Annotated in this window: 10 protein-coding genes; 3 read left to right on the forward strand and 7 right to left on the reverse strand. The window is 67.7% G+C overall.

Annotation, left to right across the window (positions count from 1 at the left end):
• Positions 1 to 12 precede the first annotated feature (12 nt).
• The 4 genes from ribA to AAHK21_RS25455 all read right to left on the reverse strand — a co-directional run bounded on the left by ribA (position 13) and on the right by AAHK21_RS25455 (position 3,656).
• Complete coding sequence (ribA, locus tag AAHK21_RS25440; protein WP_023630993.1) at positions 13 to 609, reverse strand: GTP cyclohydrolase II RibA; 597 nt, start codon at positions 607 to 609, stop codon at positions 13 to 15.
• A 34-nt stretch (positions 610 to 643) separates the two neighbouring features.
• Positions 644 to 1,654 carry a formylglycine-generating enzyme family protein gene (locus AAHK21_RS25445; protein ID WP_367858745.1) on the reverse strand — a complete coding sequence of 337 codons (1,011 nt, stop codon included), beginning with the start codon at positions 1,652 to 1,654 and terminating at the stop codon, positions 644 to 646.
• A 65-nt stretch (positions 1,655 to 1,719) separates the two neighbouring features.
• Positions 1,720 to 2,613: a VOC family protein gene (locus tag AAHK21_RS25450; RefSeq protein WP_367858746.1), complete on the reverse strand. Its 894-nt coding sequence runs from the start codon at positions 2,611 to 2,613 to the stop codon at positions 1,720 to 1,722.
• Positions 2,613 to 3,656 carry a methyltransferase gene (locus AAHK21_RS25455; RefSeq protein ID WP_367858747.1) on the reverse strand — a complete coding sequence of 348 codons (1,044 nt, stop codon included), beginning with the start codon at positions 3,654 to 3,656 and terminating at the stop codon, positions 2,613 to 2,615. The genes AAHK21_RS25450 and AAHK21_RS25455 overlap by 1 nt, the downstream gene beginning before the upstream one ends.
• Positions 3,657 to 3,966: 310 nt before the next feature.
• Between AAHK21_RS25455 and AAHK21_RS25460 the strand changes: the two genes are divergently transcribed.
• Positions 3,967 to 4,611, forward strand: a complete 645-nt coding sequence (locus AAHK21_RS25460; protein WP_367858748.1) for a helix-turn-helix transcriptional regulator — start codon at positions 3,967 to 3,969, stop codon at positions 4,609 to 4,611.
• Between the two features lie 31 nt (positions 4,612 to 4,642).
• On the opposite strand, the gene AAHK21_RS25465 is transcribed toward AAHK21_RS25460, so the two are convergent.
• Positions 4,643 to 10,984, reverse strand: coding sequence for an amino acid adenylation domain-containing protein (locus AAHK21_RS25465; protein ID WP_367858749.1), 6,342 nt, complete (start codon positions 10,982 to 10,984; stop codon positions 4,643 to 4,645).
• A 419-nt stretch (positions 10,985 to 11,403) separates the two neighbouring features.
• On the opposite strand from AAHK21_RS25465, the gene AAHK21_RS25470 reads away from it, so the two are divergent.
• Complete coding sequence (locus AAHK21_RS25470) at positions 11,404 to 12,156, forward strand: helix-turn-helix transcriptional regulator (protein WP_367858750.1); 753 nt, start codon at positions 11,404 to 11,406, stop codon at positions 12,154 to 12,156.
• A gap of 16 nt (positions 12,157 to 12,172) precedes the next feature.
• Positions 12,173 to 13,603, forward strand: a complete 1,431-nt coding sequence (locus AAHK21_RS25475; RefSeq protein WP_367858751.1) for an efflux transporter outer membrane subunit — start codon at positions 12,173 to 12,175, stop codon at positions 13,601 to 13,603.
• Here AAHK21_RS25475 and AAHK21_RS25480 read toward each other — a convergent pair.
• Together AAHK21_RS25480 and AAHK21_RS25485 are read right to left on the reverse strand one after the other, a co-directional pair.
• Positions 13,573 to 14,325, reverse strand: coding sequence for a helix-turn-helix transcriptional regulator (locus AAHK21_RS25480; protein WP_038706346.1), 753 nt, complete (start codon positions 14,323 to 14,325; stop codon positions 13,573 to 13,575). The genes AAHK21_RS25475 and AAHK21_RS25480 overlap by 31 nt on opposite strands.
• A gap of 91 nt (positions 14,326 to 14,416) precedes the next feature.
• A complete protein-coding gene (locus AAHK21_RS25485) occupies positions 14,417 to 14,854 on the reverse strand; it encodes a PACE efflux transporter (RefSeq protein ID WP_046855196.1) in 438 nt (145 codons plus the stop codon).
• Positions 14,855 to 14,952 lie beyond the last annotated feature (98 nt).

The following is a 14,952-nucleotide window of genomic DNA, read 5'->3' on the forward strand; positions in this document are numbered from 1 at the left end:
TTTCGCTGGAGGTCAGAGCTTGATCGAATGGGCGGACTTGACGGCCTTCGCCTGCAGGTAGTTGCGGTTGTGGTTGGTCAGGAATACCCCGGTGGGTACCTGCTCGATCACATCGATGCCGCCGGCGCGCAGTTGGGCGACCTTCTCCGGGTTGTTGGTCAGCAGGCGGCACTGGTCCACGCCCAGGGCGCGCAGGATCTGCACGGCAGGGTCGAAGGAGCGCGAGTCGGCCAGGTGGTTGAGGCGCAGGTTGGCCTCGTAGGTGTCCAGGCCCGAGTCCTGCAGCAGGTAGGCCTCGAACTTGGAATACAGGCCGATGCCGCGCCCTTCCTGGCGCAGGTAGATCAGGTAGCCGCCGACCTCCTTGAGGGTACGCAGGGCCTCCTGCAGTTGCGGGCCGCAATCGCAGCGCTGCGAGCCGAACACATCGCCGGTGATGCACTCGGAATGCACCCGTACCAGCGGCACGTCGCACTGATCGCGCCCGATGCCCACGGCGAAATGCTCCTGGTCGCGCGCGAAGCCGTTGAAGCCGAAGAAATGAGCATCGACATCGCCGCCGAGGATGGAAATCGGCACGATGGTGTGAAGCGAAACATCCTTGTTCATGGAATCAGACCTCTTGCACGGAAGACGGAAAAACTCAGTTGTGGTTTTCAACCAGGCGCAAACCCATGACGTAGATCGGTCGCGGGTAACGCCCGTGGCGGCGCGCGGTACGCGCCAGGTCGCGGAAACGGGTGAAGCTGCCACCGCGGGCCACGCGGTGGGGGCCGACATCGAGCACCAGGTCGTCCTCGATGCGCGGGCCACCGGGGTAAGGCTGGTAGTCCTCGGCAACGTACTCCTCGACGTTGCCGGCCATGTCCAGCACCCCGAACGGCGAGGCGGCGTCGATGAACACGCCCACCGGCGTGCTGTCCAGGTAGCCCAGCTCGGCGGTGTTGGCATGCTCGACCTGGTAGGCGTCACCCCAGGGGAACTGGCGCCCTTCGGGGCCGGCGGCGGCATACTCCCACTGCGCCTCGGTGGGCAGGGCAAAGCGCCGGCCGGTACGCTCGCTGAGCCAGCGGGCATAGGCATCGGCATCACTGGCCGAGACGCTGTACACCGGGTGGTTGGCATGGTGCCGTGGGTAGCGGCCGAAGGCCCAGCCGTCGGGGATGCCGGTATGACCGCTGTCGAGCAGGAACTGGCGATACTCCTGGTGCGTGACCGGGAAGCGGGCGATGCGGAACGCCGCCAGCTCGACCGCGTGGCGCGGGGTCTCCTTGTCGATCCAGCTGCGGTCCAGGCCCAGCCCGTCGAACTGGTCCATCACCTGCGTCACCGCGCCTGGGTCCAGGCCGATGTGCACCCGCGCCGCGGGAATGTCGATCATGTCCGGGGCGAAGGTGTCGATACGTGGATCACCGCGCAGCGCCAGCACCTCGCCGGCGCCGATGCGACGCGCCAAAGGCTGGCGCGGCTGTTCCAGGATGGCGAGCAGGACATCCAGCGGAGCCTGGAGCAGATCGGCGAACGCCTCGCCGACCTTGGCCTGCAGGGGATGCTCCTGGTACTGCTCGGGATAGCCCATCAATGCCCGGTCGCTGACATCCTTGGGCAGCGGGCTGGGCAGCCGTGGCCAATGCCACTGTTTGTAGCTGTTCATGCGAATACCTGCCTGGGCACACGCCGGCACGCGCAAAGGCGCGGCAGGCGTGTGACGACGTGGGATCAGAGACGGTCGAGGAGCAACCGCGGGTTGCTTTCGATCATCTCCACTTCGGCGCTGTACACCTCGACCACCAGCCCATCAGGGTCTTCGAAGTACACGGCGCTGCGCACGTTGTCCGGCCCATGGTGATAACCCGGTGCCGGGCCGTTGCCCTTGACCAGCTTGATGGTGCCGGCGGCGGTGACCTGGTCGGCAATGCGCCTTACATCCTCGGGCAGTGCCCGTATGCCGATGTGGTAGCCGGCCGGGTAGCTGAACGACTCGCTCTGCTCGATGAAGAAGTCGAAGCCGTTAAGCTCCATGACTGCCTTGCGCGGGCCGAGGTTGTAGCAGTAGTTGGCGCCGAGTATGTCGCTGTAGAAGGCCTTGGATGCCTCCAGGTCGCGGGTCAGGATGTTCACGTGGTTCATTTCCGGGCGCTGCCTGGCCCGCGCCGCCTCGTCCAGCCCCAGGCCGTCGAGGGAGCGCCACAGCTTGGTTGCCGCGGCGAACTTGGCGAAGCCCGCCAGCCAGTCCTTGATCGCCACCCCAGGCACCTGCCCGCTGGCGATATCCAGCGGGTACGGGTAAAGGAAGCCCTGGCTGGCCTGCTGCCACTGGGCGATCACCCCCGTGGCGGACGGCAGCTGCGCCAGCGTGCCTTGCACCCGCACCAGCACCAGCGCGGTATTGCGGCACAGCCCGGCAGCCTCGCTGAGCAGGGTGTTCAGCGCCGCGGGGGGCGTGGCACTGTCGAGCAGCAGGCAGACCGCGTCCACCGGCCCCTGGCCGGCCGGCTTCTGGCTGACCTGCAGGCTGAAACCCGCTGCCGCCGCGGCGCTGCCCAGGCTGTCCAGGGCCTGGGCAGCCGCGTCACCGAGCGGCGCGGCGTGCAATGCCAATAGACGCAACATCAGGCAGCCCTCCGCCCGATCAGCAGGGTATAGCGGCCGATCGGCTCCTGCTCCACCGTGAGCCCCGCCGCGGCCATGCTGTCGATCAGGTAGCGGCTGGGGTGCAGTTCGCCGTTGACCGTGTTGAGCATCATGTGCAGGGAGAAGTCAGCCGACAAGGCCGGATGAATCTCATCGTCTTCCAGAGCCATGCTCAGCACCAGCAGCGCGCCGTCACCCTCGACCATGCCGGCGGCACCGGCGATCAGGGTGCGCACCTGCTCACGGGTGAAATAGTGCAGGCAGTCGTTGAGCATCACCACATCGGCGCGCTCGCCCTGGTACTGGGCCAGGTCCAACAGGTTGCGGGCATGGAAGCCAAGACGGTCGTCGAGCCGGTACTTGGCGAAGGTGGCCGCGGCCGCCTCGCGGGTGGGTTCCAGGTCCCAGACCTCGCCTTTGACCTGCGGATGGCGGCTGGCGATCTCGGCCAGGTAGGTGCCGTGGCCGCCGGCGAGGTCGATCACCCGACGGGCCTTGTCGAACAGCGGCAGGTCACGCAGCACATCCACCATGGGCTGGCTGAAGCGGACCATGGCGTCGTTGAAGGCATCGCGGGCCGCGAGGTCGTGCTTGAAGCGGTTCTCCTGCTGGAAGTCCAGCGAGGCGCGGCTGCGCAGGACTTCGTCCAGGCGTGGCCAGTTGTGCCACTGCAGGCGCTGGTGGTCGATGATAGGGCCGATGAACTCGGCGCTGTCGCTGACCAGGAAACGCTGGCTCAGCGGCAGGTTCTCGAAGCCTTGGGCGGTGCGCTTGAGCAGGCCCATGGCGACCAGCGCGTTGAGGAAGATACGGCCCTTGTTCGGCACCCAACCCAGCGCATCGCTCAAAGCCTCGGCACCGGCTGGCTGGCGGGTGTGGTCGAACACGCGCTGGGCCAGCGCCGAATGCAGGATGGCGGACTGGCGGTACTGGTCGGAGAGCTTCACCAGGTCGACCACGCTTTGCAGGCTGCTCACTTCATCGGCGTGTTCATAGATGGTCACGGGTTTCTGGGCATTCATGCACTCACATCCCTGTCGAGTTGTTGTTGATGGGCCCATGCCCGGCATTTGCCAGCAAGGTGTCGACATACTTGCACGCACCCCTCCCTGGGACCGGCAAGCACAGGCTCCGCAGATCAGCCTAGACGCGGATCAAATAAATACAACTAATACCTTTTATATTTTTATCGCATATAAATTTTCTCATCGATAATCGTTCCCCTTGCACAAATCACCGCGAATCCGGGCTATCCTTCGCCCACTTGCCTGCGCAAAGGATGGCCCAGGAGAGTGCCCGATCCGCTCATTCACGCCCGGTTTCCAGCGCTCCATGACCTCGACCACCGTAGATTCGAACTGCACCGCCGACCGCATCCTGTTCCTGCTCAAGACCCGCGGGCCGCTCAAGACCGCCGACCTTGCCCAATTGCTCGCCATCACCTTCGAAGCCACCCGCCAGCAGGTGCAGAAACTGCAGGCGGCCGAGCTGATCAGCGGCATCAGCGTGCCGGCCAAGGGCGCCGGTCGGCCCTCGCAGAAATGGGCGTTGACCGCCGCCGCCCAGCGCCGCTTCCCCGATTCCCACAGCGTGCTGACCCTGCAACTGATCGAGAGCGTCGAGCAGGTGTTCGGCAGCGACGGCGTCGACCGCCTGATCAGCCGCATGGAAGACAGCAACAGCCGCGAGTACCAGCAAGCCTGCGCAGGTGCCGAAAGCCTGGAAGACAAGGTGCGTATCCTTGTGCAACTGCGTGAACGCGCAGGCTACATGGCCGAGATCCAGGCCGAAGGCGACAACTGGCTGATCGTCGAGAACCACTGCCCGATCTGTATCGCCGCCACCCGTTGCCAGGGGTTCTGTCGCAGCGAGCTGCAGGTGTTCCAGGCGGCGATCGGCGAGCAAGGGCTGGTGGAGCGCTGCGAGCACCTGATCTCGGGGGACCGGCGCTGCGTCTATCGCATCTCGCCGAAGTAGCCCCCCACGCAGTGCTCGTCACGCGACGCTATCAGATCCGCCGCCTGCCCTTCAGCACCGGGACGGTGGTCTGGGCAATCTCCACCTGCACCTGATCGCGCCGGGTATTGGCAGCAAGTTCCGCCAGCGTCGGCTGGCTGAACAGCAACCGTGCATCGGCGTGCAGGCCGGCCTGGCGCATGCGTGCCACCAGGCTGACCGCCAGCAGCGAATGCCCGCCCAGCTCGAAGAAGTTGTCGTCGCGACCGACCTGCTCGATCTTCAGCACTTCGGTCCAGATCTGCGCCAAGGCCTGCTCCAGCTCATCGCGCGGTGCCTGGTAGGCCCGGTTGATCACCGCCGCAGCGCCCGGCAGCGGCAAGGCGTTGCGATCGACCTTGCCATTGGCGCTCAGCGGCAGCTCGGCCAGCAGCACGTAGGCCGACGGCACCATGTAGGTCGGCAGGCGCGCCAGCAGGTAGGCACGCAACGCTTCCAGCGCGGGCGCGGCGTGGCCATCGCGGCAGCTGGCATAGGCCACCAGGCGATCATCGCGCACCAGCACCACGGCCTGGCCCAGGGCCGGATGGCTCGCCAGCAGGGCCTCGATCTCGCCTGGCTCGATACGCAGGCCATTGAGCTTGACCTGGAAATCGTTACGGCCCAGGAACTCCAGCTCGCCATCGGCGCGGTAGCGCACCAGGTCGCCGGTGCGATACAGCCGGTCACCGGCCACGAACGGGCTGGCGATGAAGCGCTCGGCCTGCAGCGCCGGCAAGTTCAGGTAGCCACGGGCCACGCCGATGCCGCCAATGTGCAGTTCGCCGGCGCACCCCATGGGCACCGGACGGTCATGGGCGTCGAGCACATACAGGCGGGTGTTGCCGATTGGCCGCCCGATCGGCGGGGCGACGACGGGCAGTGGTTGCTGCGGTTCCAAGGTCCAGGCGGTGCTGTCGACGGTGGCCTCGGTGGGGCCATAGACATTGTGCAGGCGCACCTGGGGCAGTCGCTCGCGCACGCGCTGCGCCAGTGCCAGGGTCAGTTCGCCGCCACCGCAGAACAGATCGCGCAGGCTGGTGCAGCGCTCCACGCCCGGGGTGTCGAGGAATGCATGCAACAAGGCCGGCACGAACTTCACGATGGTCACCCTGCGGGACTGGATCAGTTGCGCCAGGTAGGCCGGGTCACGGTGACCGTCGGGGCGCGCCAGCACCAGGCGCAGCCCTGCACACAACGGCCAGAACAGCTCCCACACCGAACCGTCGAAACTGAACGGCGCCCGTTGCAGCAACGCGTCATCGGCCTGCGACGGGCACAGGTCGCTGCCCCAGCGCATCAGGTTGCACAGCCCGCGGTGCTCGACCATCACGCCCTTCGGCGTGCCGGTGGTGCCCGAGGTATACATGACATAGGCGAGGTGCCCGCCGCCAAGCTCCGCCAGCTCGGGCGCCTGGTCGCTGTGCGCCTGCCAGGCGCCCTGGTCCAGGTCCACCAGCGGTGTTGGCTGGCCATCGAACAGGCCGCGGGTGGCGCCCTGCACCAGCAGTGCCAGCGGGGCGCTGTCGGCGAGCAGGTAGTGCAGGCGCTCGTCGGGGTGGTCGGGGTCCAGCGCCACATAGGCGCCACCGGCCTTGAGCACGCCCAGCAGGCCGACGATCAGCGCCACGCCGCGTTCGAGGCATACGGCGACCCGGGTGTCGGGCCGCACGCCGAGGCCGATCAAGTGGTGCGCGAGGCGATTGGCCTGGGCGTCGAGCTCGCGGTAGGTCAGTTGCGTCTGTTCGGTCTGCAGCGCCACGGCATCCGGCGCGCGCCTCACCTGGGCGGCGAACAGGGCAGGCAGATGCGGGTACCCAGGGTCCAGCGCCAGCTCGGTGGCGTTGACGGTCTCCAGCAGGTAGCGGCGCTCGTCCTCCGGCAAGGTCGACAGCGATTCCAGCGCCACCGGGGCTTCGCTGGCCAGTGCCTCGGCCAAGGCCCGCAGCGCGCACGACACATGCCCGAGCACGCGCTCGGCGCCCAGCTCACGGGGTGCGCGCACGCTCAGGTGCAAGGTATCGCCCTGCTCGTCCACGGTCAGCACCAGGGCATGGCTGTGCACCTCGCTGGCCTCGAGCAGCGTCACGCCCGGCAACGATACGGTCTGCGCCGTGCCATGCCGATAATTGAGCAGGCTGTCGAACAGTGCCACGCCGGCCGGCAGGCCGCTGCAACGCTGGGCCAGGACCAATGGCGCGTCCTCGTGCCCGAGCAGCGCCGCCAGTTGGCTGTGGGTAGCGGCCAGGGCCTGGGCCACGTCACGCCCGGCCAGCGACACCCGCAGCGGCAGGCTGTTGATGAACATGCCCAGTGCCCGGTCGGCGCCCTCGCCGGCCATCACCCGGCCCAGCAGCACGCTGCCGAAGACCACCTCGTCACGGCCGCCCAGAGCCCCCAGCACCTGCGCCCAGGCCAGGTGCATCAGGCTGCCCAGGCCAACGTCGTGCTGGCGCGCGCGCTGGCGCAGGGTGGCGGCCAGGCCCTCGGGCACGGAGACGGCGCAGGTCTCGACCTGTGCCACCCCTTGCGGCCCCTCAGCCATGCCGGCCAGCCGGGGCGGCGCCTCCACCCCGGCCAGGGCCTCGCGCAGGTAGCGTTCATGACCCGCCTGCCGGCCCTCATCGCGGCTCAGCGCGACATAGTTGCGGTAAGCCACCGGAACAGGCAGTGCGTGGCCTTCGCCTGCCATCAGCGTCGCCAGCTCGGCGAGCAGCACCTGCACCGACACCGCGTCGTTGACCAGGTGGTGGAAATGCAGCAGGCCCAGCCAACGCGCCTGGGCGCTGTCCTCGACACAGGCCAGGGCCATCATCGGCGCCTGGCGCAGGTCCAGGCGCAGCCCCTGCTCGCGCAGCCGCGTGGCCGCGTCGCCCGGGCCGGGCCCGAGCACGCTCAATGGCAACCAGGCCTGGCGCCACACCACCTGCTGGGGCTGTGCCAGGCCGTCCCAGGCCAGGCTGGTGCGCAGGATATCGTGACGTTCGATGACCCGGGCCATCGCCTGGTTGAACGCCTCCAGCGCCGCCCTGTTGTCGAAGGCGAACAGCGCCTGTTGCAGATAGGGATCGCGCTCGTCGGTGAGATGGTGGTACAGCAGCCCCTCCTGCAACGGCGCCAGGGGGTAGATCTCCTGCACATTGGCCGCGCCGCCCGGAACCGTGCCGACGATGTGGTCGATGCTGGCCTGGTCGAGGTGGGTCAAGGCCAGCATCTCGGGGGTGATGCGCTGGCAACCCGGCGCCACGCGATTGGCCGGTACCGCTTGCGCGGGGGCGCTGCCCAGCGACGCGGCGAGGCTGGCCAGGGTCGGCTGGCCGAACAGCACCTGGGCATCGGCGTGCAGCCCTGCCTGGCGCATGCGCTCGATCAGGCGTACCGCCAGCAGCGAATGGCCCCCCAGTTCGAAGAAATGATCATGCCGCCCGATCTGCTCCACCTCCAGCAGCTCGGCCCATAGCGCGGCCAGGCGCTGCTCGAGCTCGCCCTGCGGCGGTTCGTGGGTGCGCCGCACCGAGGCTTCGCTGCCCGGCGCCGGCAGGGCGCGGCGGTCGAGCTTGCCATTGGCGGTCAGCGGCCAGGCCGCCATCGCCACATAGGCCGATGGCAGCAACGCCGCGGGCAGGCGGTCGCGCAGGTGCTTGTGCAGGTCCAGCGGGGTCAGCACCTGCCCGGCGACATACCAGGCCACCAGTTGCCCATCGCGTAGCAGTACCACGGCCTCGCGCACGGCCGCATGGCTGGCCAGCGCGCTCTCGATCTCGCCCAGCTCCACCCGCACACCGCGGATCTTCACCTGGTCGTCGCTGCGGCCGAGGTATTCCAGGGTGCCCTCGGGCAACCAGCGCACCAGGTCTCCTGTGCGGTACATCCGCGCGCCAGGCTGCTGGGTGAACGGGTCGTCGAGGAAGCGTTCGGCGGTGAGTTCGGGACGGTTCAGGTAGCCACGGGCGACCCCCGCGCCACCAATGTACAACTCGCCCACGGCGCCCACCGGCAGTTGCCGGCCCTGGGCGTCCAGCACGTACAGGCACGCATTGGCCACCGGCGCGCCGATATGCAGCACCTGCCCGGAGTGCACCTCGCCAGCACTGGCGACCACCGTGGCCTCGGTCGGGCCGTAGTTGTTGATGATCCGGCAACCTCGCTCCCGCGCCAGGCGCCGCAGGCGGTCGCCGCCGACCAGCAAGGTCTGCAAGGTCGGGTGTGGCTCGCCCTGGGCGAAGGCGTGTTCGGCCACGGGCGTGGGCAGGAAGCTGACCTGCAGCGGCTGGGCGCGCCACCAGCGCAGCAGCGCATCGATATCCTCGCCCCCCTCACCCACCGGCGCCAGGTGCAGCGTCGCGCCGGCGCACAGGGCTGGCCAGACTTCCCAGGCCATGGCATCGAAGCCGAAACCGGCCAGGCTGGAGGTATGGCTGCCGGGGCGCAGATCGAAGGCGGCGCAATGCCAGTCGACCAGGTTGGCCAGCATGCGGTGCTCGACCATCACGCCCTTGGGTTGGCCGGTGGAACCGGAGGTGTAGATCACGTAGACCAGGTTGGCGCCGGACAGCCGCTCTACCTGGGGGTTGGCCTGCCCAGCCGTGGCCGATGGCAGGCGGTCCAGCTCGATCACCGGCACGTCAGTGGCCGGCAGGCGGTCACGCAGGCCCGAGAGGGTCAGCACCACCTTCGGTGCGCAGTCGTCGATCAGGTACTGCAGGCGCTCGCTCGGGTGCGCCGGGTCCACCGGCACATAGGCCGCGCCGGCCTTGAGCACCGCGAGCAAGCCGACCAGGGTGTCCAGGCCGCGCCGGGCGAGCACCGCCACCCTCTGCTCTGGCAGCACGCCCATGGCCAGCAGTTGCGCGGCCAGCTGGTTGGCGCGGTCGTTCAGCTCGCCATAGCTCAGGCTGCGCCCCTGATGCACGGCGGCCGTCGCCTCGGCGCGTGTTGCGGCCTGGGCCTCGATACGGCGGTGAATCAAGGCCGGGCCCTCCGGGTCTTGGGCGGTGGCGTTCCACTGGCGCAGGCGCTGGTGTTCCTCGGCAAGCAAGAGGTCGTAGCTGTCGATGCCCGCCTGAGGTTGCTCGAGCCCTTGGGCCAGCACATGAAGCAGGCGCGTGCTGAACACCTCGACGTCCTCGGGTGCCAGCCAGGCCTGGTTGTACACCAGGTGCAGCCAGGCTTTGCCATTGTGCGGGTTACTGCGCAGGTAGAGCGACAACGGCGTGGGTTCGTGGTCGTTGCACACCTTGACGCTGTGCGCGCCGAGGCTGCCGTAACGCAAGTCGTGGCCCTCTTCCTCGTAGGACACGGTGATCTCGAACAACTGCCCGCGCGCCTCGCGGGACAAGCCCAGCGCACGGTTGAGCTCACTCAGCGGCAAGCGCTGGTGGCGCAGGTCGCGCTTCAGCGTGTCGCCAATGCGCCGCACCAGCTCGGCAAAACTCAAGGTCCTGCCGTAGTCCATGCGCAACGCATTGACCTGGGCGAACATTCCCTGCGTCGCCTTGGCCCGGGCATTGCCGCGGTTGCGCACCGGCAAGCCGATCACCCAGTCGTCACGCTGCCAGGCCCGGGCGCAGCAGACATGCAGCGCCGCCAACAACACATGCAGGGCCGACCCCTGCAACTCGGCGGCCAGCTGGTGCATGCGCGTCAGCAGTCCGGTGTCGAAGCTGCGCTCCAGCGCATTGCTCGGCGTGGCGCTGGCGGGCAGCCCCTGCTCGCGTAGCCTGAGCAACGCATCGGGCAGCGTCCGGTACTTGTCCAGCCAGTAGGCAAGGTCACGCTGCTGGCGTGCCGACCCCTGATACGCCAGGTCGTCCTCGATGAAGGCCTGGTAGGACGGCGCCGAGTCCGGCAACGCCAGGCCCTGTTCAAGCCAACCGTAGTACTGCCCCAGCTGGTGGACGAACTGCTCCAGGCCCCAACCGTCGAAGATCAGGTGGTGACCTTGCAGGACCAACAGGCTGCGGCGTTCGCTCAGGTGGAGCAGCGCCACGCGCACCAGTGGCCCGCGCTCGAGGGCGAAGCGCTGTTGCAGCAACGTCTTGATCAGACCCTGCGCCGCCTCGAACGGCGAATCTTGGTCGCGCAGGTCGTGCTCGTCCAGCGCGACCCGCACATCGCGGGCGAAGCGCTGGCGCGCCAGGCCATCGCCACCGGCCTGGCGCACCAGCACCGTGCGCAGCCCGTCGTGCACGCGGACCAGATGGTCAAGCGCCTGGCTCAACAGCCCGCTGTCCACACGGCCATCGAGCTCGACATAACCGCCGACATTGTAGAGCGGCGAATCGCCATGGCTGATCTGGTCAAGCCAGATATCGCGCTGGGCGCAGGTCAGGGGAAAGGTGTCGGCGGCGGACATGGCGTGAATCTTCCTTGAAACGGGGTCGTCCGCGGATTCAAGCACCCACCCCGGCCCCTGTATGGCCCCCCAAACCCGGACAATGGCAGGGGCCATTTTGCTCAGCCTGAACCTGCGGAATTTTTTGTAGGACATTGACGCCAGCGGGCAACCGGCAGCGACCTACCCCTGTGAGCGAGCGTGGCAAACGCCGCCGATCTGGCCGCTTACTGACACCAATTGTCCGACAATCCTGCGAGCCGCAAGGCACACAACGGGAAAAACACCGACTTTTCTTGTCGGATTAATTGGCATTTCCTGTCCCCGCTTTCCGCTACAGACGCAGGCTCGGAGCCTGCTATTCAATAGCGCCAAGCCCCAGCACAGAGAGGACTCGACCGCGAGACCCGCCGCGTTACCGGATCAAGGAAGACAAGCACATGAAGCTGATCGACAGCCTCGAACACTGCCACGACCCGCACTTGTACCTGCAACTGGGGGCACTGGTTGCCAGCACCGGCGATGGCACCTTCGCCGAACAGATGCTCCAGCTGATCGGCGACCAGGTGCCGATCCATCGGCTCGACCTCAGCGAGTGGACCCTCGACAGCGACCAGGCCAGCATCCGCCAGGTCAAGGTACTGGGCAGTGCCGGCCGCCCCGAGGAAACACCGGTTCAGGAGCCTCTGCGCCACCCCCTGCTGCAAAGCATCATGCGCATGGAAGACCCGCTGCTGATCCAGATAAACGCCCCCGTGCACCAGTGCAACCTGGTATCGCGCAGCGGCAACCGACGCTGGGTCATCTGCTGCCAACGGCTACGCAGCGAGGGAATGTTCTCTTTGGCCGAGCTGTCGCTGCTCAAGCGCCTGTCCGACACACTGCTGCCGTTGGTCGAGCATCACGCCCAGCTGTTCCTGCAGGCGGCCAGTCGCCGCCCGGGCGGCCTGCTGCCCGATGAGGCCGGGTCGCTGCGCCAGGTGTTCACCGAGCGCCTGGAGCAAGACGCAATCCGCCTGTCCAGCCGCGAGCAGGAGGTATGCATCGGCCTGCTCACCGGCGGCACCGTGCCGCAGATGGCCCAGCGCCTGAACGTGAAGAGCAGCTCGATCGAGACCTACCTCAAACGCGCCACCGCCAAACTCGGCGTCAGCGGACGCCACGGCCTGGCCCGCTGGATGGCCGGCACCTGAACCCAGAGACCCTGCCATGCCGCGAATCACCCTGCCCTTGCTTGCTCTTGTACTGTCCGGCTGCAGCCTGGCCCCCGACTACCAGCGCCCCCCCTCGCCCAGCGCCGAGCAATACCCAAGCGGCCCCGCCTACAGAGGCGGACCGTCCACCACGGCGCTGCCCCGCGACTGGCAGGGGGTGTTCCGCGACCCGGTGCTGCGCCAGCTGCTGGACACCGCGCTGACCAACAACCGCGACCTGCGCGTGGCCCTGCTCAATACCGAAGCGTACCGCGCCCAGTACCGCATCCAGCGCGCCGAACTGCTGCCGAAGATCGCCGCCAATGCCCAGGGCACGCGCCAGTATCTGCCCCGGCGACGTACCGGTGGCGAGGGCGTGATCAGCACCCAGCAATCGGCCACCGTCGGCATCAGCGCCTACGAGCTGGACCTGTTCGGCCGCCTGCGCAGCCTCAGCGACCAGGCCCTGCTGACCTACCTGGCCACCGACGAAGCCCGGCGCGGCGCCGAGCTCAGCCTGATCAGCAGCGTTGCTGGCGCCTACCTGACCTGGCGCGCCGACCAGGAGTTGCTGGCCCTGTCGCGCCAGACCTTGCAGGCCGACGAGAAAAGCCTGCGCCTGACCCAACGCCAGCGCCGCACCGGCACGCTGTCGGCGCTCGACCAGATCCAGGCCACCACCCGCGTCGACAGCACCCGCGCCGCCGTGGCGCGCTATACCCGCCTGGCCGCCCAGGATCTCAACCAGTTGCAGCGCCTGGTCGGCGCGCAGGTCGATGAGCACTTGCCGCCCCTGCCCCTGGCCGACGAGCAGATCGCCCGGGTGCCGGCCGGCCTGCCCGCCGACCTGCTGCAACGCCGGCCCGATATCCGCCAGGCCGAATATCAGTTGCAGGCCGCCAACGCCAACATCGGCGCGGCACGGGCGGCGTTCTTCCCAAGCATCAGCCTGACCGCCAACGCCGGCAGCAGCAGCCGCGAGCTGGCTGACCTGTTCGATGCCGGCACCGGCAGCTGGCTGTTCCAGCCGCAAGTGAACCTGCCGCTGTTCAATGCCGGCAGCCTGCGCGCCAGCCTCGACTACGCCAAGCTGCAAAAGGACATGCAGGTGGCGCGCTACGAAAAATCGATCCAGACCGCCTTCCAGGAGGTGGCCGACGGCCTGGCGGCGCGCACCACCTACCAGCAGCAACTACAGGCCCAGCGCGACCTGGTCGAGGCCAGCCAGCGCTACCACGACCTGGCCGAGAACCGCTACCGCACCGGCATCGACAGCAGCCTGACGTTCCTCGATGCGCAGCGCTCGCTGTTCAGCGCCCAGCAAGGCCTGATCAGTGATCGCCTGGCGCAGTTGCTGGCCGAGGTCAACCTGTTTACCGCGCTGGGCGGCGGCTGGGACGAAGCACCGGGGCTGGCCTACCAGCGCTCGGCGGTCCTGCCGAAGTAGACCGATGGCGACACCCCGAGGGTACGGCGGAACATCGCGCTGAACGCGCTTGGGCTGTCGTAGCCCAGGTCCAGCGCCACCTCCAGCACCGACTGCCCGGCCGCCAGGGCATCCAGGCTGGCCAACAGGCGCATGCGCCGCAGCCACTGCACCAGGCTCAGGCCGGTCTCGCGCTGGAAGGCGCGGGTCAGGGTACGCGGGTTCAGGCCGCTGTGGGCCGCGGCGCGGGCCAGGCCCCAGTCCTCGGACGGCGCCTGGCGCAGCGCCTCGCACAACCTTTGCAGGTGCGCCGAATGCGGGCTTGGCACATGCAGGGCGAACACCGGCAGCACGCGGATCTCGTCGAGGATAAGTTGCATGATCCGCGCCTCGCGGCCTTGCGCCGGATGATCGGGGGCGATGTCCATGGCACGGATGATCAGCTCGCGCAGCAACGGCGAGATCTCGATCACCTGGCATTGACGCGGCAGGTCCGGGCGCGCGCCCGGGTCGACGAACAGGGTGCGCATGCGCACCACGCCGGCCATGCGCAGTTCGTGTTCGACGGCCGCCGGCACCCACACACCGCGCCCGGGGGGGACCACCCAGTTGCCCTCGCGGGCACTGACCGTGACCACGCCGCTGATGGCATGGATCAGCTGGGCGCGGTCATGGCAGTGCGGGGCGATGTGCTCGCCATGGCGATAGTTCTCGGCGAGCGGCAGGATGATCGGGCGCGGCATTGATGCGAGCCTGGCAAGGGTGGATGGAGGATTATTGGCGATGGGCGATACAAAGGGGAATCCCAGGGGCTTGTGCGAAAAGCCCCCGATATCAGCAGCCCTTCGCCACTTCCTGCGCCGAAACCGGCACATCGAAAACCTTGTCGAAACCCCACTGGAACACGAACGCATAGACGAAGAAGAACACGAACAACGCCAGGTTGGTCACCAGCGCCGCCCACAGGCCGATATCCAGCCAGTACGCCACCAGCGGCAGCAGGATCAGCACCAGCCCGCCCTCGAAACCCAAGGCATGCAGCAGGCGCCGCAGCAAGGTGCGGCTGCGCTGGTGCTGGCGCGCCTCCCAGCGCTCGAAGGCCCAGTTGTAGGCCATGTTCCAGCTCATCGCGATGCCCGACATGAGGATCGACAATACCGTCGACTGCGCCATGCCCGCGCCGAATGCCAGCTCCAGTACCGGCGCCACACAGGCCACGGCGATGGCCTCGTAAAGGATGGCCTGGACGACCTTGCGCGCCTTGCCTTGCATGTTCAGCTCCCTGAAGAAAAGACCTGCAAAACTACAAGAAGAACGCCGCAAGAAAAAGTCAGAAATACTTTATTAACTGACCGTTCAATCAAAAAAAA

The organism is Pseudomonas sp. TE50-2, assembly GCF_040813665.1.
GTDB lineage: Bacteria > Pseudomonadota > Gammaproteobacteria > Pseudomonadales > Pseudomonadaceae > Aquipseudomonas > Aquipseudomonas soli.